This is a genomic window from Luteimonas sp. TWI382 (assembly GCF_039674545.1).
Taxonomy (GTDB): domain Bacteria; phylum Pseudomonadota; class Gammaproteobacteria; order Xanthomonadales; family Xanthomonadaceae; genus Luteimonas.
On the sequence record NZ_JBDJNS010000021.1, the window covers coordinates 18,903 to 39,871 of the forward strand.

At 67.8% G+C, this 20,969-nt stretch carries 12 protein-coding genes and 1 pseudogene; 9 read left to right on the forward strand and 4 right to left on the reverse strand.

Annotated features, from left to right (window positions below):
* Nucleotides 1–924, reverse strand: a complete 924-nt coding sequence (locus ABE505_RS12890; RefSeq protein ID WP_346449324.1) for an AAA family ATPase — start codon at nt 922–924, stop codon at nt 1–3.
* A gap of 78 nt (nt 925–1,002) precedes the next feature.
* On the opposite strand from ABE505_RS12890, the gene ABE505_RS12895 reads away from it, so the two are divergent.
* Complete coding sequence (locus ABE505_RS12895) at nt 1,003–2,853, forward strand: glycosyltransferase family 39 protein (RefSeq protein ID WP_346445719.1); 1,851 nt, start codon at nt 1,003–1,005, stop codon at nt 2,851–2,853.
* 94 nt (nt 2,854–2,947) lie between these two features.
* Nucleotides 2,948–3,751: an amidohydrolase gene (locus ABE505_RS12900; protein WP_346445717.1), complete on the forward strand. Its 804-nt coding sequence runs from the start codon at nt 2,948–2,950 to the stop codon at nt 3,749–3,751.
* A gap of 502 nt (nt 3,752–4,253) precedes the next feature.
* On the opposite strand, the gene ABE505_RS12905 is transcribed toward ABE505_RS12900, so the two are convergent.
* The 3 genes and pseudogenes from ABE505_RS12905 to ABE505_RS12915 form a co-directional block, all read right to left on the reverse strand.
* Nucleotides 4,254–5,849: a pseudouridine synthase gene (locus ABE505_RS12905; protein WP_346445470.1), complete on the reverse strand. Its 1,596-nt coding sequence runs from the start codon at nt 5,847–5,849 to the stop codon at nt 4,254–4,256.
* A 290-nt stretch (nt 5,850–6,139) separates the two neighbouring features.
* A pseudogene (gene scpB / locus ABE505_RS12910) lies at nt 6,140–6,685 on the reverse strand (SMC-Scp complex subunit ScpB); the annotation flags it as partial.
* 27 nt (nt 6,686–6,712) lie between these two features.
* Nucleotides 6,713–7,612 (reverse strand): ScpA family protein, encoded by a 900-nt coding sequence (locus ABE505_RS12915; RefSeq protein WP_346445469.1) that lies wholly within the window; start codon nt 7,610–7,612, stop codon nt 6,713–6,715.
* Between the two features lie 528 nt (nt 7,613–8,140).
* On the opposite strand from ABE505_RS12915, the gene ABE505_RS12920 reads away from it, so the two are divergent.
* The 7 genes from ABE505_RS12920 (at nt 8,141) to ABE505_RS12950 (ending at nt 20,830) form a co-directional block, all read left to right on the forward strand.
* Nucleotides 8,141–9,151: a LacI family DNA-binding transcriptional regulator gene (locus ABE505_RS12920; protein ID WP_346445468.1), complete on the forward strand. Its 1,011-nt coding sequence runs from the start codon at nt 8,141–8,143 to the stop codon at nt 9,149–9,151.
* Between the two features lie 188 nt (nt 9,152–9,339).
* A complete protein-coding gene (locus ABE505_RS12925; RefSeq protein ID WP_346445467.1) occupies nt 9,340–12,375 on the forward strand; it encodes a TonB-dependent receptor in 3,036 nt (1,011 codons plus the stop codon).
* An 82-nt stretch (nt 12,376–12,457) separates the two neighbouring features.
* Complete coding sequence (locus tag ABE505_RS12930) at nt 12,458–14,119, forward strand: glucoamylase family protein (RefSeq protein ID WP_346445466.1); 1,662 nt, start codon at nt 12,458–12,460, stop codon at nt 14,117–14,119.
* 43 nt (nt 14,120–14,162) lie between these two features.
* Nucleotides 14,163–15,479 carry a sugar ABC transporter substrate-binding protein gene (locus tag ABE505_RS12935; protein ID WP_346445465.1) on the forward strand — a complete coding sequence of 439 codons (1,317 nt, stop codon included), beginning with the start codon at nt 14,163–14,165 and terminating at the stop codon, nt 15,477–15,479.
* Entirely contained in the window at nt 15,469–16,347 is an 879-nt protein-coding gene (locus ABE505_RS12940; RefSeq protein WP_183426405.1) for a sugar ABC transporter permease, read from the forward strand. Before ABE505_RS12935 ends, ABE505_RS12940 begins: the two co-directional genes overlap by 11 nt.
* A 5-nt stretch (nt 16,348–16,352) precedes the next feature.
* Nucleotides 16,353–17,189 carry a carbohydrate ABC transporter permease gene (locus ABE505_RS12945; RefSeq protein WP_346445473.1) on the forward strand — a complete coding sequence of 279 codons (837 nt, stop codon included), beginning with the start codon at nt 16,353–16,355 and terminating at the stop codon, nt 17,187–17,189.
* Nucleotides 17,190–17,554: 365 nt separating this feature from the next.
* Entirely contained in the window at nt 17,555–20,830 is a 3,276-nt protein-coding gene (locus ABE505_RS12950) for a discoidin domain-containing protein (RefSeq protein WP_346445464.1), read from the forward strand.
* Nucleotides 20,831–20,969 lie beyond the last annotated feature (139 nt).

The window sequence follows — 20,969 nt, forward strand, 5'->3', positions numbered from 1 at the left end:
TCAGTCGACCGGCACGGCCTGCAGGATGCCGGTCGCCAGCGCATCGCCGTCGCCGGCGTCGTCGGCGACCAGCCGGTGCGCGGCGATCAACGGAAACAGCCGCTGCACATCGTCGGGCAAGGCGTGCGTGCGGTCTTCCAGCAAGGCCAGTGCGCGTGCCGCGCGCAGCAGGGCCAGCCCGGCGCGCGGCGACAGGCCGACACGGACGCCGGGGTGGTGGCGGCTGCGCGCGAGCAGCGCCTGCACGTAGTCGATCAGCGCAGGGCTGGCGTGGACGGCGGTGGCGGCGGCACGCATCTGATGCAGGTCGGCTTCCCCCAGTTGCGGCAGCGTGCCGGCGATCAGGACGCGCCGGTCCTCGCCGGCGAGTAGCGCGCGCTCGGCGTCGCGGTCGGGATAGCCGAGGTTGAGCCGCATCAAGAACCGGTCGAGCTGCGAGTCGGGCAAGGGATAGGTGCCCGACAGGTCCACTGGATTCTGCGTGGCGATGACGAAGAACGGGTCGGGCAGGGCGTGCGTGGTGCCGTCGACGGTGACCTGGTGCTCGGCCATCGCCTCGAGCAGCGCGCTCTGTGTGCGCGGTGGCGCGCGGTTGATCTCATCGGCCAGCAGCACGTTCGTGAACACCGGGCCGCCGTGGAACTCGAAGCGCCGCGCGGCGCCGTCGTAGACCGAGACGCCGACGACATCGGATGGCAACAGGTCGGAGGTGAACTGCACGCGCTGGAATCCCAGCCCGACGGTCGCGGCGATCGCGTGCGCGAGCGTGGTCTTGCCCAGGCCGGGCAGGTCCTCGATCAGCAGGTGGCCATCGGCGAGCAATGCGACGAAGGTCATGGTGACCGCGGTCTCTTTGCCGAGCACCAGACGATTGACCTGGGCGCGTGCCGACGACAGGGCGTTGCGCTGTGCGTCGGTTAGCATGGCGCGGGTCGTGGACGGATCGGGCATGCGCGGTCTTCCCTGCGACGTTCTTTTCCGAGTGTAGCGAGGTCGGGTTCAATGCGGCGGATCGAAATGCGCACGGTGTTCGTTGCGCTGTGGGTGCTGGTCGTCGCGCTGAAGCTGGGCATCGCGATGCGCTTGCCGCTGTTCGTCGACGAGGCGTTCTATTGGCTGGAGGGCCAGCGTCTGGCCTGGGCGTACTCGGATCTGCCGGGGCTGACCGCCTGGCTGATCCGCTTGGGTACCGCGCTGTTCGGCGATGGGCTGCTGGCAGTGCGGCTGCCATTTGTCGCGATCTCGGCGCTGGTGCCGTGGTTGCTGGTGCGCCTGACCGCGCGTGAGTTCGACGCCGATGCGGCCTGGACCACTGGCTGTCTGGCATTGCTGCTGCCGCTGCTGGGCTCGCTGGGCGTGATGGCGTTGCCCGATGCGGTGCTGGCGCTGGCGACGGTGTTGTGCCTGGACGCCGGCACGCGGCTGCTGCGGGGGGTGACCTACGGCGCGTCGCTGTTGCTTGCACTCGGCCTGGCGCTGGGCGCGTTGAGCCATTACCGCTTCATCGCGGTGATCGCCGTGGGCATCGTCGCGCTGGCATCGCTCCCGTCCGGCCGTCTGGCCCTGCGCGACCCGCGGGTGTGGATCGCGATCGCGTTCGGCGCCGCGGCCTGGGGGCCGTTGCTGGCCTGGAATCTGGCCAACGCCGAGGCCGGGCTGCGCTTCCAGATGGTCGACCGTCACCCGTGGGCGTTCCACCTCGACGGCTGGCAGTTTCTGGTGATCCAGGCGGGGTTGGTGACGCCGCTGGTGTTCGCGGTGCTCGCACTCGCGGCCTGGCGCATGCGCCGCATGCCAGACGACGCCGCGCGGTTTCTTGCGCTGTGCGGCGTGTTGATCGTCGTGGGGTTCTTCGCGCTGGGCTTCGTCGCCGATACCGAGCGCGTCAGCTTCCACTGGCCGCTGCCGGGCTATCTGGCGTTGTTGCCGCTGGCCGGCTTCGTGCTGGTCGGCTGGCCGCGCTGGTTGCGGACGCTGACCTGGGTCACGCTGGTCGCCGGGTTTCTGCTGGTCAATGGCTACTACGTCGCGGTGTCGTCGCCGCAGATGCGCGAGCGCGCCACCGCGCTGAAGTGGTATCCGTCGAACTTCGCCGGCTGGGACCAGCTGGCCGATGCGGTGCGCGAGATGCGCGCCGACATGCCCGACGACACGGTGCTGGTCGCCGACAACTTCAAGATCGGTGCCGAACTCGGCTTCGCGCTGGGCGATCCGGACATCCGCGTGCTCGATCATCCGCTCAACCGCCATCACGGCCGCGCGCCGCAGCTGCAGCTGTGGGGGCTGCAGCTCGACGATCGCGCCGATTTGGGGGGGCGGCCGGCGCTGGTGGTGGTCGGCGCGACCGACGTGAAGTTCAGCGCGCTGCTCGAGCGCTACCAGCAGCTGTGCGCGCGGCTGGGCAGCCTGCCGGTATCGCGCGTGGTCAACGTCGATCGCGGTGGGCAGCGGTTCCTGCTGCTGCGTCTCGATCGCGACGCCGTGCCGGATGCCGCGTGCGTGACGCCGGTCGTGGCGCATGTCGATGCGCCGACACCGGGCGCGCGCGTGGCGGGGCAGGTCGAGGTGTCCGGCTGGGCAATCAAGGACGTGACCGGTGTCGAATCGGTCGTCGTGACCCTGGATGGGGCGCCCGTCGCCACCGCCCGCTATGGGCTGCGCAACGCGTTCGTCGGCGGCTTCCTGCGGGGCCGCTCGCGCGATCCCGGGCAGCCGGACATCGCCTTCACCGCGACGCTGGATCTGCGCGACCGGCCGCCGGGCCTGTACTGGCTGGGGCTGGAGATCGTCGGTCGCGACGGCTCGGTCGAGCGCTGGGCCGAGCAGCCACTGCGCGTCGCCGCGCCTGAGTGATCGCAGGCGCCGGCAGCGCCTGGCTTGAGTCGGCGGGCGTCGCGGACGAGAATCGGGAGTCCGGCCGCGTCGCGGTCGTCGACAAGGCCGCACCATGCATAACCTCCGCGTTTCCATCGTCCAGGGCGCCACGATCTGGCACGATCCGGAGGCCAATCGCGATTACTACGGCGGCCTGATTGCGCCATTGCGCGGTATCAGCGATCTGGTGGTGCTGCCCGAGACCTTCACCAGCGGCTTCAGCAACGACGCGATCGAACGGGCCGAGGACATGGACGGGCCCACCGTGGCCTGGATGCGCGCGCAGGCGGTCGCGCTCGATGCGGCCGTGACCGGCAGCGTGCAACTGCGCGACGGCGACGGCGTCTACAACCGCATGCTCTGGGCCACGCCCGATGGCGAACTGCAGTGGTACGACAAGCGGCACCTGTTCCGCTACGCCAACGAGCACAAGCGCTACGCGCCGGGCCGGGCGCGGCTGACGGTCGAACTCAAAGGTTGGCGGATCAATCCGCAGGTTTGCTACGACCTGCGCTTTCCGGTGTTCTGCCGTAACCGCTTCGATGTCGAGCGCCCGGGACAACTGGACTTCGACCTGCAGTTGTTCGTGGCGAACTGGCCGGCGGCGCGTGCTTATGCGTGGAAGACGCTGCTGCGTGCACGTGCGATCGAGAACCTGTGCTACGTGGTGGGCGTCAACCGCGTCGGCCGCGACGGCAACGGTCTGGACTACAGCGGCAACAGCGCCGTGCTCGATTTCCTTGGCACCCCGCTGAGCGAATGCACGGACGCCGAAGTCGTTTCGACCACGACGCTGCTGGCCTCGGAACTGGCCGCGCATCGCGAACGCTTCCCGGCGATGCTCGACGCCGACCGCTTCGAGATTCTCGACGCCTGACCTTCGCGAGCGCCCGTTAAGAAGGCGATGCCACGCAAGTTGAGGAGATGGCAGGAGGCTTCTAGCGTGAATGCCCGGCGCTCTTCGCCTCCCCCGTACGCGGGGGAGGCCTACGCGCAACGCGCGTCGGGAGGGGGCGGGGGCTTTGCCTGGAAAGCTGCCCCCACCCCAACCCTCCCCCGCAAGCGGGGGAGGACTTCGATTGCGTGCGCAGGGAGGGTATTGATCGCGTGCGGGCGGTAGGGGGCCTCGATTGCACGCGGGAGTCGTACGCGCCCTTCGCCTCCCCCGCGAGCGGGGAGGCCGGCGCGCTGGGGGCACGGGCTTTGCCTGGAAAGCTGGCCCCCCGTCCCAACCCCCACCCGGAAAGGGCGCAATGCCCCGCAAGCGGGGGAGGGCGACACGCACGCCTATGGCGCGTTGGTTACTGACGTTGACCCGATGCTCGGACACGACACGGGGCCCGAAGGCCCCGTGCTCGACACGATGTTGGCGACTGGCCTCAGCGACCGCCACCGCGCGGACCGCGGTTGCCGCCGCCGGGCGGACGACCGCCGGGGCCGCGGCCACCGCCCGGTCCACCCGGCCCGCGATTGCCGCCACCCGGCCCCCGGGCGCCGGCGCCCTTCGGGCCGCGGTTGCCGCCCGGCCGCGGGCCGCGCGGGCCGGCGTTGGGGTTGAAGCTGCCGGGGTTGGCGTGGTCGGACGGGAACGTCGGGGCGCTGTCGGGGTGGCCATATGGCGCGCGCGGCCGGCCTGCGCCGGCACCGGCCGGCTTGGAGGACCAGGGACCCTGGCCGCCGCCGCGCGGACCCTGTCCGCCCGGACCGCCGGGGCCGCGCTTCTTCGCGCCGGCACCGCCGTAGGGCTTCTTGGGGCCACGGCCGTCGGCGTTGCGATGGCCGCTGGGGCCGGTCTCCACGCCATCGGGCACGTACCAGGTGCGGAACGCGGCGGGGTTGCCCTCGGGCAGCGCGCGCGCGCCCTTGTCCTTGCGCTGCTTGAACGGCTTCTGCGACTGCTTGGCGGCGGCATCGCCGCTGACAGTCAGGCCGCCGTGCGGCTTGCGTGGGCCGCCGCGGCCACGACCGCGGTCCTCGCGCACGTGGTCGAACCGGCGCAGCTCGCGCCCTTCGTCGGCGCCGCTGGTGTGGCCGTTGACGTAGGCCTTGCCGGCGCCGCCCTTGCCCAGGTGCACGGTCGACTTGGCGGCCTTGCGCTGGCCGATCACCGGTTGCAGCGTCAGTGCCGGCGGCGGGCCTTCCTCGAGCTTGAGCTCCTTGCGCAGCGCCTCGACCTGCGCGTCGGGCAGTTCCTGCGACTGGCCGCGCAGCAGCGGCTGCGGCAGCACGACCTGGCCGTAGCGCACGCGCTTGAGCCGGCTGACCTGGCAGCCCTGCGATTCCCACAGCCGGCGGACCTCGCGGTTGCGGCCTTCCTTGAGCAGCACCTGGAACCAGTCGTGCGATTCGGTACCGCCGATGCGCTCGATCTCGTCGAACTTCGCCGGCCCGTCCTCGAGCGCGACGCCGCGGCGCAGCCGGTCGACGATCTTTTCCGACACCGTGTCCTCGCCCTCGGGCGCGCGCACGCGGCACACGTACTCGCGCTCGACCTCGTAGGAGGGGTGCATCATCGCGTTGGCGAGCTCGCCGTCGGTGGTGAGCAGCAGCAGGCCGGTGGTGTTGATGTCCAGGCGGCCAATCGCGATCCAGCGTGCCCCCTTCAGTGCGGGCAGGGCATCGAAGATCGTCGGCCGGCCTTCAGGGTCTTCGCGCGTGGTGACTTCGCCCTCGGGCTTGTTGTAGATCAGCACGCGCGCCGGCTCGGTCAGCGCGCTGGCGACGAAGACCTTGCCGTCGAGCTCGATGCGGTCGCCGCCCTTGATCGACATGCCGGTCTGCGCGACCTCGCCGTTGACCTTGACCAGGCCGTCGGCGATGCGCTGTTCGAGTGCGCGGCGCGAGCCCAGCCCGGCCTGCGCGAGCACCTTGTGCAGGCGTTCTTCCAGGCGCGGTGCGGCTTCGGCGGCGGGCGTCTCGCCGCGCTTGAGCGACAGGGTGCGGGCGGGTTTTTCGGTGTTGCGTTGCTGCGTCATGTGGGGCTCCGGTCGCTGTCGCCGTCTGCGGCGAGGGCGGGGTCTTCGTCGGGAATCGTGGAAGGTGTGGCGTCGGACGGGGCGTCCGGCGGAAGGTCTTGCGGTGCGTCTTGCGACGAGACCGGGGCCTCGTCCATTGGGTCGGGTGTGGCGTCCGACGCCTCGTGCGGTGTGGCGCTGTCGGCGTCGGCCTCGTCGGTGGAGGCGGGGGTGGGCGCGTCGTCATGCCCGGCGATGCCGCCGATGTCGCGCGCGCCCTCATCGCTGTCGCTCTCGGCGCCGGCCAGGCGCAGTTGCGGGTCGAGCTCGGCGAAATCCTTGAGCTCGGACAGCGGCGGCAATTCGTCGAGCCGCTTGAGGCCGAAGTAATCGAGAAAGGCCTTGGTGGTGCCCAGCAGCTCGGGGCGGCCAGGCATGTCGCGGTGGCCGACGACGCGGATCCACTCGCGCTCCTCGAGTGCCTTGATGATGTTGCTGTTGGTGGCCACGCCGCGGACCTGCTCGATCTCGCCGCGCGTGATCGGCTGGCGGTAGGCGATCAGCGCCAGTGTCTCGAGCGTGGCGCGGGTGTATTTGGTCTGCCGCTCGCTCCACAGCCGCGCCACCCAGCCGTGGACGTCGTGCTTGACCTGGTAGCGCCAACCCGAGGCCAACTCCACCAGCTCGACGCCGCGCTCGGCGCAGGCCGCCTGCAACTCGGCCAGGGCCTGTTTCAGGCTGTCGTCGGGCGGCGCCTCGTCGAGCGTGAACAGCGCGCCGAGCTGGGCGACGGTCAGCGGCTGCGTGGAGGCGAGCAGGGCGGCCTCGACGATGCGGTTGATCAGGGTCTGGTCCATCGGGACGGTCGTGGGATCCGGAAAGGGTCAGGATTGGGGCGGGTCGGGGACGTCGTCGTCGAACTCGCTGGAAAAGCGCGTCGGCGGTGCCTCGCCGTCGGCACTGGCCAGCGACTTGATGTAGATCGGCGCCAGCGGCGCGTCCTGCACGATGTCGAGCAGGCGTTCCTTGGTGAGCTCGAGGATCGACAGGAACGTCACCACGACGCCCAGCCGGCCTTCCTCGGGCTCGAACAACGATTCGAAGCGGTGGAACGCGCCGCCGGCCAGCCGGGTCAGCACCTCGCCCATGCGCTGGCGCACGCTCAGCGCCTCGCGCCGGATCGCATGCCCGGTGAACAACTCGGCGCGCTTGAGCACGTCGTGCAGGGCCAGCAGCATTTCGCGCAGTTCCACCTGCGGCGGCTCGCGGTTGACCGGGCGCTCGGGCAGCGCGACCTGTGCCGGCGTGGTATCGCGGTCCTGTCGCGGCAGGCGGTCGATGTCCTCGGCCGCCTGCTTGAAGCGTTCGTACTCCTGCAGCCGGCGCACCAGCTCGGCGCGCGGGTCGCCCTCGTCGCCTTCCTCGACTGCCGGCCGCGGCAACAGCATCCGCGATTTGATCTCCGCCAGGATCGCGGCCATGACCAGGTACTCGGCGGCCAGCTCGAAACGCAGCTCCTGCATCACGCCGATGTAGTCGACGTACTGCTGGGTGATCTCGGCCACCGGGATGTCGAGGATGTCGAGGTTCTGGCGACGGATCAGGTACAGCAGCAGGTCGAGCGGCCCTTCGAAGGCCTCCAGGATCACCTCGAGCGCGTCCGGCGGGATGTACAGATCCTGGGGAATCTGGAGCACCGGCTGGCCATGCACCAGCGCCAGCGGCATTTCCTGCTGCTGGGGCGAGGGGCCGGGGGCCGCGGGCGCGGTCTCGGGCTGGCTCATTCGGGGCGCGGCCCCATCGGGTCGCTCGGGAGCGGGATCACTGGCGAGGCATCATTGGCAGGGCGTGGCGACAGGACGGCGGCCACTGCGGCGCGGGTCCGATCGGGTGCGCGGCATCGGCCGGCGCGATAGGGACAACGGTGCTGCGAGGACGTCTTCGGACCGTACGCCAAGCGCGAAGCGCGTCTGCAGCTGACAGGCGCGGAGATCGGAAGGCGTCGGACCCGGACCGGTGCGACGACCGCGGGCGGGCTGGCGTCTGGAGCGACGCGCCGCCGCGGCGGAACGGGGCCGGGGTTGCTGGGCAACAGGGTACGCGCAGCGCCCCGGCCATGTCCAGCGTCCCGATGTCCCATGGGCGATCGCAGGTCGTGGCGCTCGGGTGTCGAGGCCAAGAAACGCACGAACAGGAGACAGGCCACGCGTCGTCACGCATCCGCCGCGCGCCGTGCATCTGTTGCGTTGCAGCATTACACGGGCCGATGAAAACGCTTACATTCCGCGGCAATCGCGCATAGCGGAGTGGGGATGAGCGTCACCATCAAGGACGTCGCGAAGGCCGCCAACGTGTCGGTGGCCACTGTGTCGCGCGCCCTCAACGGTCATCAGAACGTGGCCGAGGCGGTGCGTCGGCGGGTGGCCGAGGCGGCGGCCCAGTTGCGCTACAGCCCGCACCACGCCGCGCGCAGCCTGAGCAGCCGGCGCACGCAGACCGTCGGCGTGGTGCTGCCCGACCTGCACGGCGAGTTCTTCTCCGAGCTGATGCGCGGTGTCGATCAGGTCGCGCGCACGCGGGCACTGCACCTGCTGGTGTCGAGCTACCACGGCAACCCCGAGGCGCAGGGCGCGGCGCTGCGGGCGATGCGCGGCCGTGTCGACGGACTGCTGCTGATGTCGCCGTACGTGCACGACGCGGAGTTCCTGGAGCGCAATGTCGACGTCAGCCTGCCGCTGGTGCTGATGAACGCCGCGGGCGAGAGCGCCTACCGCTCGATCGGCATCGACAACTATGGTGGCGCCCGCGAGATGGTCCGCCATCTGGCCGCCGCGGGGCACCGCCGCATCGCCTTCATCACCGGCCCCGACGACAACGACGATGCGCGCGAGCGTCTGCGGGGCTATCGCGACGGCCTGGCCGCGGCCGACCTCGGCCACGCGCCCTGGGAGCTGAAGGGCCAGTTCGACGAGGACTCCGGACACCGGGCCGGCGAGGCGTTGCTGGCGATGGACGCACGCCCCGACGCGGTGTTTGCGGCCAACGACATGATGGCGATCGGTTGCCTGTACGCGCTGGGACGGGGCGGCGTCCGCACACCCGACGAGGTCGCAGTTGTTGGTTTCGACGATATCCCGCTTGCACGCTACGTTCACCCGGCGCTAACGACGATGCGCGTCGACATCGCTGAACTCGGCGCGCGCGCGCTCAAGGCGCTCGTGGCTCTGGAGGCGCATGTCGATGGCGCGCCGCCCGGCGACGACGCGCTGCTGCGTCCCGTGCTGGTGGTCCGCGACTCATGCGGCAGCCGGTCGCCGCAATGACCGCCGCGCCATGCAAGGCACCTTGGGAGGGGGGCCGATGACGATCCGCACGTCCGCACAAGACCTGCCCGGCCATCTCCTGTCCGGGTGAGGGCCGTGCGCGCCCCGCGCGTGACCGCGCCCGGCCATCGCCCCGTCTTTTGGTTTCCGCTATCCGAATCCCCCGATCCTTTCTTCGAGAATCCCAGATGAAACCCCTTCGCCAACGCTCGCGCCTGATCTCGCGTTCCCTTCTCAGCATCGCATTGACAGGTTGCCTGTCGATGACCGCGCCGGTTGTGCTGGCACAGTCCACCGCGGCGACCATCCGCGGCCAGGTGACGGTCGATTCGGCGCCGGCAAGCGACGCGCGCGTGACCGCGATCAACACCGCGACCGGCCTGACCCGCAGCGTCGCGGTCGGCGCCAACGGCAGCTACAACCTCGCCGGCCTGCCGCCGGGCACCTACCGGCTGCAGGTCGAGGCCAATGGGCAGAGCAGCTCGCAGAACGTGACCGTGGCCGTCGGCCAGACCGCCACACTGAACCTGGGTGTGGGCGGTGTTGCCGAGACGGCGACCGCGGGTGAGGCGACCAATCTGGATGCGGTCCGAGTGACTGCGGAAGCATTGGTGGAGACGAAGACCTCGGAAGTGGCGACCTATGTGTCGCAGAAGCAGATCGATTCGCTGCCCCAGAACTCCCGTAACTTTCTCTCGTTCGCCGACATTGTGCCCGGTGTGAGCGTCAGCAACTCGCCGACCGGCGCGTCGATCCGCAGCGGCGCGCAGATCTCCAATGCCGTCAATGTTTTCATTGATGGCGTCGGGCAGAAGGATTACGTGCTTAAAGGGGGAATCACCGGACAGGATTCGACGCCCGGCAATCCGTTTCCTCAGCTTGGCATTGCCGAGTACAAAGTCGTCAACTCTAACTACAAGGCCGAATACGACCAGTTGTCGAGCGCTGGCATCACGGCTGTAACGAAGTCAGGTACCAACGAGTTCGAGGGGCAATTCTTTTGGGATAACACCGCCCAAGACTTCCGGGCCAAGACGGCCGATGAGAACTATCGTGGTCGTGACAAGGTGCGTTCGGGAACCGAGCACTACGGCGTTGCCATCGGCGGCCCGATCATCATGGATCGTCTGCATTACTTCGTGACGTACGAGGCGAAGGAAATCGATCGGGTTGCCTCGATCACCCCCGGCCGCAATATCGCCATCGATGCGCTGCCGTCGCCCTACCGTGAGGAAGCACTCGCCACTACCGGGTCTCCGTTCAAGGAGGATCTGTTCTTCGGCAAGTTGAGTTGGACGCCTGGAGACGCTCATCTTGTCGAGCTGACCGCAAAGTACCGTGAGGAAGACGATGTTGTCGGCGTGGACGGTATCAATACCTACCAGTTCGGTACCACACGTGCGGGTAAGGAGACTCGTCTTGACCTGCGCTACCAGTACAGCGGCGAGAACTGGCTCAACGATGCGCATATCACATTCGAGGATGCGAGCTACGGGCCGTTGCCTCTTACTGTCGCGCCCGGACGCCGGTTGCTGATTCCCGCAGAGGGGCAGGAGACCACCAATAACCCGAATATGAGCGCTATCCTCAACATTGGCGGCGGCGCCGATCAGCAGGATAAGGGCCAGAAGGGACTCGGATTTCAGAATGATTTCACCTGGTTCGGCTTCGAAGGCCACACGATCAAGGCCGGCATCAAGTACAAGGACGTCGAGATCAGCGCGCTGCAGCGCAGTCCTCCAAATCCGCAGTACTACTTCGACCTCAGTCGCAACATCGATGTGCCCTATCAGGTGCAGTTCACCGCATCTGGCCTGGGCAATGCGCAGCCGGTGCGCTCGGACAACAAGCAGTTGGGCCTTTACATTCAAGACGACTGGGACGTCACTGACAGGTTGACTGTGAACGTCGGTGTGCGTTGGGATTACGAGGAGACGCCGAGCTACGAAAATCATGTCACGCCTCAGGCGGTCGTGGATGCGCTGGAGGCGTCGCCAGGCCTCAATGCACCCGGTGTTGACTATGATTACCGGCAGTTTGTCAGTACCGGAAGCAACCGGAAGTCGGACAAGGGGAACTTCCAGCCGCGCGTCGGGTTTTCGTACGACTTCAGTGGCGATGAGTCGTTCGTACTGTTTGGTGGCGCAGGCCGGTCGTACAATCGGAACCAGTTCGACTTCTTGGCTCGCGAGCAGTACGGTCTTGCGTTCCAGCGCTATACCTATCAATTTTCCCAGCCCGGCCACGACTGCTCTACGTCTTCGCCGCAAAGCTGTCTGACCTGGGATCCGAGCTATTTCGATCAGGCGCGGCTCGATGAGTTGGCTGCGGCGAATCCGAATGTCGGCAGTGAAGTATTCCTGATCGACAACGATCTCAAGACGCCGTATTCGGATCAATTCAGCCTGGGTGTCCGCAATGCTTTCGACATCGCGGGCAATACCTGGAACTCCTCGGTGACGCTGCTCCATGTGCTCAGCCATGACGGCATTCTGTTCACCGCCGGCAATCGGCGCGACGACGGTTCGTTCTACGAGCCGGGCCGGACCTTCGGTGGGATACCGCCGGCGAACTTGCCCGGATTCGGCCGTTTGTTGATCGGTCGCAATGCTGTCGAGACTCGTCTTAATTCCGTTCTGCTGTCGCTCGACAAGCCTTTCACCAGCGACTCGGGCTGGGGTGCAACGATTGCGTACACCTACAGCGATGCGAAGGAGAACCGCAACAACAGCGACACGTTCTCGTTCGATTATCGTGATCTCGACGATGTGGCATTCACTCGCGCCATTGGGATTCCGCGGCACAGGCTGGTCACCACCGGCATCTACGATATCGGCTGGGGGCTGACGCTCTCCGGCAAGTTCGAGATTTCGTCTCCGGCGGCGCGAGAATCGCTGAACTGCGTGAGCATTGATACCTACAATTGCTTCTTCGATTCGTACTACCCGGATACCAGCGTAGGCTTCAAACAGTTCGATGTCGCACTGCAGAAGGAGTGGGATACCGGTACGGACATCAAGCTCCGTGTGCGCGCCGACGTGCTGAACGTCTTCAACTGGTACAACTGGACCGACTACATCGACTTCCGTGGCGATGGCCGCAACCCGAGCGTGCCGGGTAGCGTTGCACGCCCCAATGAGAACTTTGGCCGGCGCAACCCGGACAGCTACGCCACTGCGTTCCCGCCGCGTACGTTCAAGCTGACGTTCGGTATCAACTGGTAACCCCCGCTGCCGGTCCCCCTCGGGAGACCGGCAGTTTTATACTTCACCCTGAAAACGATTTCACCGCGAGGTTTCCTTCACGATGCGATCCCGTCTCCGTGCGTTCTCACTCCTGCTTCTCGTCGCGCTTGCGGCCCTGTTCCTGGCCGGTTGCGGCAAGCAGGAGCCCGCCGAACCGGCGGTACCGCCGCCCAAGCCGGGACCCATCGCGCAGGTGCCCGAACCTGAGCCCGAACCCGAAGAAAAAGGACCGCCCGAGCTGCCGCCGCTGTTCGCCGATATCGAGCGGCGGACGTTCCAGTTTTTCTGGGACACCACGAACGAGGTCAACGGCCTGACGCCCGATCGCTTCCCGTCGCGGCCGTTCTCCAGCGTCGCCGCGGTCGGCTATGCGCTGACGGCGTATCCGATCGGCATCGAGCGCGGCTGGGTCAGCCGCACGCAGGCGGTTGACCGCACGCTGACCACGTTGCGGTTCTTCCGCGACGTGAAGATGGGGCCGCAGGCCACCGGTACCGGGGGCCACCAGGGCTTCTTCTATCACTTCATCGACATGGACAAGGGCCACCGGGTCGAGCCGTGGGTGGAACTGTCGAGCGTCGACACCGGCCTGATGATGATGGGCGTGCTGTTCGCGCAGTCCTACTACGACCGTGACGATCCGCGCGAAGCCGAGATCCGCAAGCTCGCCGACCAGCTCTACCGCAATGTGCGCTGGCCGTTCCTGCAGCAGCGCAAGCCGCTGATCTCGATGGGCTGGTACCCCGAGAGCGGCTTCATCGAGCACGACTGGACCGGCTACGACGAAGCGATGCTCGTGTACATCCTCGCGCTCGGCTCGCCGACGCATCCGGTCGGTCCGGAGGCATGGGAGGTGTGGACGCGTACCTATGATCGGCTGTGGGGCGTGTTCCGCGGCCAGGAGTACCTGAGCTTCGCGCCGCACTTCGGTCATCAGTACAGCCATGTCTGGGTCGACTTCCGCGGCATCCGCGACGACTACATGCGCCGTCGCGGCATTGATTACTTCGAGAACAGCCGCCGCGCGACCTATGCGCAGCGCCAGTATGCGATCGACAATCCGATGGGTTGGAAGGACTACGGCGAGAATGTCTGGGGTCTGACCGCCAGCGACGGGCCGCAGCGTACCGATCAGGACTACAACGGCGAGCAGCGCGAGTTCCGCCACTACAGCGCACGCGGCGCAGGCCTGGACGGCGCGTTCGACGACGGTACGATCGCGCCGACCGCAGCGATCGCCTCGATCGCGTTCGCGCCCGAGATCGTGATCCCGGCGACCGAGGAAATGCACGGCCGCTACGGCGACTTCCTGTACTCGAGCTATGGCTTCCTGGACGCGTTCAACCCGAGCTTCAATTACGAGGACGTGCCGCTGAAGACCGGCCGCATCGTGCCGGGCAAGGGGTGGGTGGCCAGCGACTACATCGCCATCGACCAGGGCCCGATCCTGGCGATGATCGCCAACTACCGCAATGACTTCGTCTGGAACGTGATGAAGAAGAACCCCTACATCCGCGCCGGTCTGGAGCGGGCAGGGTTCACCGGTGGCTGGCTCGCTGGCGAGGACGAGCCGAAGGACTCCGGGCCGCCGGATGCCGATGCGGCGACTGCGCGTGCAGTCGGCATCGCCGAGTCGCGCGGTGCCAATCAGACGCCGCCGCGCGATGCGCCGGCGCCGGCGCCCGCGCCCGCGCGCGCGTCCGACCCGGTGCCGGTCGAGTGAGTCGCGTCGGGCGCCGCGCGTGGCGTGCACGGGCAGGACGGGCATGACGACCGTGATCCGCCGTGCCTGGCTGTTGTGCGCACTGGTGCTGGTCTTGGCCGGTTGCGCGCGGCGGTCCGACGAGACCGTGATCCGGTTCTGGGCGATGGGCCGAGAGGCCGAGGTCGTCGCTGAATTGGTGCGCGAGTTCGAGGACCAGCATCCCGGCATCCGGGTGCAGATCCAGCAGATCCCATGGACCTCGGCGCACGAGAAGCTGCTCACCGCCTATGCCGCCGACGCGCTGCCCGATCTGTGCCAGCTCGGCAACACCTGGGTGCCGGAGTTTGCGGTGCTCGGCGCGCTCGAGCCGCTGCAATCGCGGGTCGACGCCTCGGCAACGATCGACCAGGCGGATTACTTCCCCGGCATCTGGGACACCAATGTCGTCGACGGCACGCTGCTCGGCGTGCCGTGGTATGTCGACACGCGGTTGGTGTTCTATCGCCGCGACCTGCTCGAGGCGGCCGGTGTGACGCGTTTCCCGCAGACCTGGGCCGAGTGGGAAGCGGCAATGGCGGCGGTCAAGCGCCATGTCGGGCCTTCGCGCTATGCGGTGATGCTGCCGCTCAACGAGTTCGAGCAGTTGTTGTCGTTCGGCCTGCAGCAGGGCGATCCATTGCTGCGCGACGACGACGGCCGCGGTAATTTCCAGAGTCCGGGTTTCCGCCGGGCACTGGGTTTCTACGCCAACATGTTCGAGCAAGGCTGGGCACCGCGGATGTCGGAGACGCAGATCTCCAATGTCTGGGACGAGTTCGGCCGCGGCTTTTTCACCTTCTACGTGTCGGGCCCCTGGAACATCCGCGAGTTCCGCACGCGGCTTCCGGCCGAGTTGCAGGACAAGTGGGCGACCGCGCCGCTGCCCGGGCCCGATGGTCCGGGCGTGGGCATTGCCGGTGGCACGTCGCTGGTGATGTTCCGCGATTCGCCCAACAAGGAGGCGATCTGGCAACTGGTCGAGTTCCTGTCGCGGCCCGACATCCAGGCGCGGTTCTACCAGATGATCGGCAACCTGCCGCCGCGACGCAGCACCTGGGCATCGGGTGAGATGCAGTACGGGGAGGAGGCGCTGGCGTTCCGCGAACAACTCGAACGCGTGCGGCCCACGCCGAAGGTCCTCGAATGGGAGCGGATCGTGCAGGAGATGCGATTGGCCAGTGAGCGCGTGGTACGGGGCGGCATGCCGCAGGACCAGGCGCTGCAGGCGCTGGACGCACGTGTGGACACGCTGCTCGAGAAGCGGCGTTGGGTGCGCGCGCAGGCGGCGAAAGCGGACGCCTCAACGCACGCGGGCGCGGAGTCCACCGATGCGCGCTAGTACCGCAGGCTGGGTGTTCGCCGGGCCGGCGCTGATCCTGCTCGGGGTGTTCTTCGGGATCCCGGTGGCCTCGGCGCTGCTGCTGAGCCTGACCGATTTCGATCTCTATGCGCTGTCGGATACTTCGAACCTGCGCTTCGTCGCGCTGGGCAATTATCTGGATCTGCTGCAGACGCCGCTGTTCTGGAAATCGCTGGGCAATACCGCGTACTTCGTCGTCATCGGCGTGCCGCTGTCGATCGCGGTGTCGCTGGGTGCGGCGCTGCTGCTCAATGCCAAGGTCGCGCGCTTCAAGGGCCTGTTTCGCACCGCGCTGTTTGCGCCGGTGGTGACCACGCTGGTCGCGGTCGCGGTGATCTGGCGTTATCTGTTCCATACCAGCTACGGCCTGGTGAACTGGGCGCTCGGCCATGTCGGCATTGCGCCGATCGACTGGCTGGGCGATCCGACCTGGGCGATGCCGACGATCATTCTGTTCGCGGTGTGGAAGAACTTCGGCTACAACATGGTGATCTTCGTCGCCGGGCTGGCGGCGATTCCCGAAGATCTGTACGAGGCGGCGCGCATCGACGGCGCATCGCGCTGGAAGCAGTTTGTCCACGTGACGCTGCCGATGCTGGGGCCGGTGCTGCTGGTGGTGGCGGTGATCACGGTCTCGGGCTACTTCCAGCTGTTCGCAGAACCCTACGTGATGACGCGCGGCGATCCGCTGCAGAGTACGGTCAGCGTGCTGTACTTCATGTACGAAGAAGGCTTCATGTGGTGGAACCTGGGCCGCGCCTCGGCGGTGGCCTTCATGCTGTTTCTGATCATCCTGGGCGTGACCACGCTGTTGCTGCGCGCCGGCCGGCGCAAGGAGATGGTATGAGCGCAGTGCAACGCGAAGTCGGCGCGTCGCGCTGGTCGGGCTGGCTGGTCAATGGTGGCCTGGTCGTGCTGGCGGTGATCGCACTGGCGCCGCTGCTGTGGATGCTGTCGGTTTCGTTCATGCCCACCGGTGAGGCCAGCAGCTTTCCGCCGCCGTTGCTGCCTTCGTCGCTGACCACGGCCAACTACGAACAGTTGCTGCTGCGCGGGGGCATGGTGGGCTACTTCACCAACAGCCTGCTGGTCTCGGGCGCGATCACGCTCGGCGCGCTGCTGATCAACACCATGGCCGGCTACGCCTTCGCCAAACTGCGCTTTGCCGGGCGCGAGCGGCTGTTCCAGTTGCTGCTGGCCGCGCTGGTGATTCCCGCGCAGGTCGCGATGCTGCCGCTGTTTCTGATGATGAAGGGCATGGGCCTGGTCAACAGCTTCGGTGCGGTGATCATCCCGGGCCTGGCGACGGTGTTCGGCATCTTCCTGGTGCGCCAGTACGCGCGCTCGATCCCCGACGAACTGCTCGAGGCTGCGCGCATCGACGGGGCCGGCGAGCTGCGGATCTTCTTCCAGATCGTGCTGCCGATGCTCAAGCCGGTGCTGGTGACGCTGACGATCTTCACCTTCATGGCCGCCTGGAACGATTTCATGTGGCCGCTGATCGTGCTGACCGACCAGAGCAACTACACGCTGCCGGTGGCGCTGGCGGCGCTGTCGCGCGAGCACATCCAGGACGTGGAAATGATGATGGCCGGCGCGGTCGTCACCGTGATCCCGGTGCTCGTGCTGTTCATCGCGCTGCAGCGCTACTACATCCAGGGCCTGCTGCTCGGCAGCGTGAAGGGGTGAGGGCGCATGCCTGCGAAGCACTGCTTCGCATGCGCCCGAACGCCCGGCCATGGGTGAGAGCAGGGCGCTTGCGAGGCATTGCCTCGCGCCATGATCGAACGCCTCGCGTGCTGCGCGAGGCCGGACTGGCCGGGCCGGAGTTTCCGGAGCCGACCCTGCCGCGCCATGGATGGCCGAGGAACAATCTGGGATGTGGGAGCGCTTGCGCGGCACGGCCGCGCGTTCGCCGCCATCCACCGCACGTCCCCCAGCAGTCAGGGAGGGCTGCGTCCCGCGCATCCGCAAGGTGGATGCCGCCGCGACACGCGCACGCGCGCGTCTGATCCGATCACCGCAACACGCGAACCACGGAGGCACCGCCCCGCATGAAGATCCTCGACACCCGCGCCGACCGCGCGCCTGCCGACACCGACATGACGCCTGCCGGCGATGCCCCCGCCGTCGGTGGCCGCACCCGCACAGTCCTGCCGCTGCGCGCCACCGGTACTGCTGCGCTGATCGCCGCGTTGGCGGCCTGTTCCGTGGCGCCGACGCCGGGCAGCGAGGCCGCCGCGACGGGCGATGCCGGTGCCCGCGTGCTCGACGACTTCGAGGACCCGTCGGCCTGGACGGTGGTCACCTCCAACCAGGTCACCGGTACGCTGCGCAAGATCGACGGCGATGATGGCGGCGCGCTGTGCCTGGATTACGACTACAACGGGGTGTCCGGGCACGTCGGCATCCAGCGCGAACTGCCGCTCGATTATCCGGAGAACTATCGCTTCGGCTTTCGGCTGCGCGGCGAGTCGCCGGCCAACGACCTGCAATTCAAGCTGATCGACGCCAGCGGCGACAACGTGTGGTGGGTGAACCGGCCCAAGTACGATTTTCCGACCGAGTGGACGCAAATCCAGTACCGCAAGCGCCATATCGACAAGGCCTGGGGACCGGATCCGGACAAGACCCTGCGTGCGAGCCACAAGGTCGAGTTCACGATCTACAACAATGCCGGCGGCAAGGGCAGCGTGTGCTTCGATACGTTGACCTTCGAGCCGTTGCCGGCCGACGACGACTCGCCGCTGACCGCCAGTGCGGCCTCGACGACCACGCCCGATGGCACCGGCAAGGCGGTCGACGGCAAGGCCGCGACCGCGTGGGAGGCCGGCGCCGCACCGCAGAAGCTGGTGTTGGATCTGGGCAAGGTGCGTGAGTTCGGCGCGCTGCGGCTGCAGTGGCTCGACGGGCGCCATGCGGCCGACTACACGGTGTCACTGTCGACCGACGGCGAGCAGTGGACGCAGGTGCGCAAGGTCGACGGCGGCAATGGCGGCGTGGACTGGTTGTCGTTGCCCGAGTCGGAGGCCCGCTATGTCGGTCTCGACCTGCGGGCCGGTCCGGGGCAGGGCTTCGCGCTCGCCGAGGCGGCGCTGCAGCCGGTCGCGGTCTCGAACCATCCCAACGATTTCCTCGAGGCGGTCGCGGCCGAGCGTCCGAAGGGCCAGTTTCCGCGCGGTTTCAGCGGTGAGCAGCCGTACTGGACGATCCTGGGCCTGGACGGCGGCACCGAGCAGGGCCTGATCGGCGAGGACGGCGCGATCGAGGTTGCGGCCGGTGGCTTTTCGATCGAGCCCTTCATCCGCGCCGGCGATGGCCTGGTGACCTGGGCCGATGCCCGGATCACCCAATCGCTGCAGGACGGCTATCTGCCGATTCCGAGCGTGGACTGGGCTCACGACGCGGTGTCGCTGCGCGTGACCGGTTTTGCCCGCGGCACGCCCGAGGCATCGCAGCTCGTCGCCCGCTATCGGCTGACCAACTCGGGCCGCCAGCCGCGCGATTTCGAGTTCGCGCTGGCGGTGCGACCGATGCAGGTCAATCCGCCGACGCAGTTCCTCAATGTCATCGGCGGTGTGAGTCCGCTGCACACGCTGGCACTCGCCCCCGACCGGGTCAGCGTGGACGGCGTGCCGCGCGTGTTCGCGCGCGAGCCGGCGCAGCAGGTGTTCGCCACGACCTTCGACAGCGGCATGGACATCGAGCATCTGGCCGCCGCTGCGCTGCCGGCGACCACCGAGGTCGAGGATGCGCAAGGGCTGGCCTCTGGCGCGTTGGTCTACAGGGTGCGGCTCGAGCCGGGCCAGGCGCGCGAGTTCGACCTGCTGATTCCGATGACCGGCGCGGCGCCGTCGCTCACCGCCGACCAGTGGCAGCCGCAGGCCTGGCAGGACGAGATGGCGCGTATCTGGCATGGCAAGCTCGGCGAGGTCGGCATCGAGGTGCCCGAGGCGGGGCGCGATCTGGCGAACACGCTGCGCACTTCGCTGGCGCACATGCTGATCTCGCGCATTGGCCCGCGCCTGCAGCCGGGCACACGCTCGTATGCGCGCAGCTGGATCCGCGACGGCGCGATGATCTCCGAAGGGCTGCTGCGGATGGGCCGGCCCGAAGTCGTCAAGGACTACGTCGAGTGGTATGCCCCGTACCAGTTCGACAACGGCATGGTGCCGTGCTGCGTGGATGACCGCGGCAGCGATCCGGTGCCCGAGAACGACAGCCACGGCGAACTGATCTTCAACATCGCCGAGTATTGGCGCTACACCCACGACGACGCCTTCCTCGCGCGCATGTGGCCGCATGTGGTCGGCGCGTTCGACTACATGGAGACGCTGCGCGCCAGCGAGCGCACCGAGGAGAACCGCAAGGTCAACGCGGCCTTCTACGGCATGATGCCCGTCTCGATCAGCCACGAGGGCTATTCGGCCAAGCCGATGCACTCGTACTGGGACAACTTCTGGGCGCTGCGCGGCTACAAGGACGCGGTCGAGATCGCACAGGCGCTGGGGAAAACCGAGGACGTGGCCCGGATGACTGCTGCGCGCGACGAGTTCCGCACCGATCTCGATGCCTCGCTGCGTGCCGCAGCCCGGCTGCACGGCATCGACTATCTCCCCGGCGCGGCCGAACTGGGCGATTTCGATCCCACCTCGACGACGATCGCGCTGGCGCCCGGCGGCGAGCAGGGGCGGCTGCCCGAGGACCTGCTGGTCAACACCTTCGAGCGCTACTGGACGCTGTTCGCCGATCGTCGCGACGGCCGCAAGCCGTGGAAGGACTACACGCCCTACGAGTGGCGCAACGTCGCCGCGTTCGTGCGGCTGGGCTGGCGCGAGCGCGCCAATGAAGTGCGCGAGTGGTTCTTCGGCCATCGCGCGCCGCTGGCGTGGAACCAGTGGGGCGAGGTCGTCACGCCGACGCCGCGTAAGCCATTCTTCCTCGGCGACCTGCCGCATGCCTGGGTGGGCTCGGACTTCGTGCGCTCGGCGCTGGACATGTTCGCCTACGTGCGCGAGGTCGACGACAGCATCGTGCTGGCGGCGGGCGTGCCGGCCGACTGGTTCGACGGCATCGGCGTGCGGCTACACGGCATGCGCACCCCACAGGGCAAGCTCGGCTACCGGTTGCGGCGCGAGCACGACGTGCTGGCGCTTGACGTCGATGCCGATGCCGGCCTGCCGCCCGGGGGCCTGGTGCTGCAGTGGCCGTATCCGAACGTGCCTGGCCCGACGACCATCGACGGCCATCCGGCGCAGTGGCAGGGCAACGAACTGCGCATCGCGCGTGCCGGTGCGCAGGTGCGCGTGCAGATCCCGACATCGCCCTGAGCCAAGACCGCACCTTTGAAGTCCTCGCGTTGCGCGATGCGCGCGGGGACCGCCACACCAGACGAGGAGACATCGGCGCAATGACGACCCCCCGACTCGGCCGCGCGTTGCTGTGCGCGCTGGCCATTGCCATTCCCGG

Bases quoted from the DNA above. Each gene is read 5' to 3' on its own strand.
- ABE505_RS12890 (WP_346449324.1), bottom strand. From the start codon at position 924: ATGCTAACCGACGCACAGCGCAACGCCCTGTCGTCGGCACGCGCCCAG.
- ABE505_RS12895 (WP_346445719.1), top strand. From the start codon at position 1,003: ATGCGGCGGATCGAAATGCGCACGGTGTTCGTTGCGCTGTGGGTGCTG.
- ABE505_RS12900 (WP_346445717.1), top strand. From the start codon at position 2,948: ATGCATAACCTCCGCGTTTCCATCGTCCAGGGCGCCACGATCTGGCAC.
- ABE505_RS12905 (WP_346445470.1), bottom strand. From the start codon at position 5,849: ATGACGCAGCAACGCAACACCGAAAAACCCGCCCGCACCCTGTCGCTC.
- ABE505_RS12915 (WP_346445469.1), bottom strand. From the start codon at position 7,612: ATGAGCCAGCCCGAGACCGCGCCCGCGGCCCCCGGCCCCTCGCCCCAG.
- ABE505_RS12920 (WP_346445468.1), top strand. From the start codon at position 8,141: ATGAGCGTCACCATCAAGGACGTCGCGAAGGCCGCCAACGTGTCGGTG.
- ABE505_RS12925 (WP_346445467.1), top strand. From the start codon at position 9,340: ATGAAACCCCTTCGCCAACGCTCGCGCCTGATCTCGCGTTCCCTTCTC.
- ABE505_RS12930 (WP_346445466.1), top strand. From the start codon at position 12,458: ATGCGATCCCGTCTCCGTGCGTTCTCACTCCTGCTTCTCGTCGCGCTT.
- ABE505_RS12935 (WP_346445465.1), top strand. From the start codon at position 14,163: ATGACGACCGTGATCCGCCGTGCCTGGCTGTTGTGCGCACTGGTGCTG.
- ABE505_RS12940 (WP_183426405.1), top strand. From the start codon at position 15,469: ATGCGCGCTAGTACCGCAGGCTGGGTGTTCGCCGGGCCGGCGCTGATC.
- ABE505_RS12950 (WP_346445464.1), top strand. From the start codon at position 17,555: ATGAAGATCCTCGACACCCGCGCCGACCGCGCGCCTGCCGACACCGAC.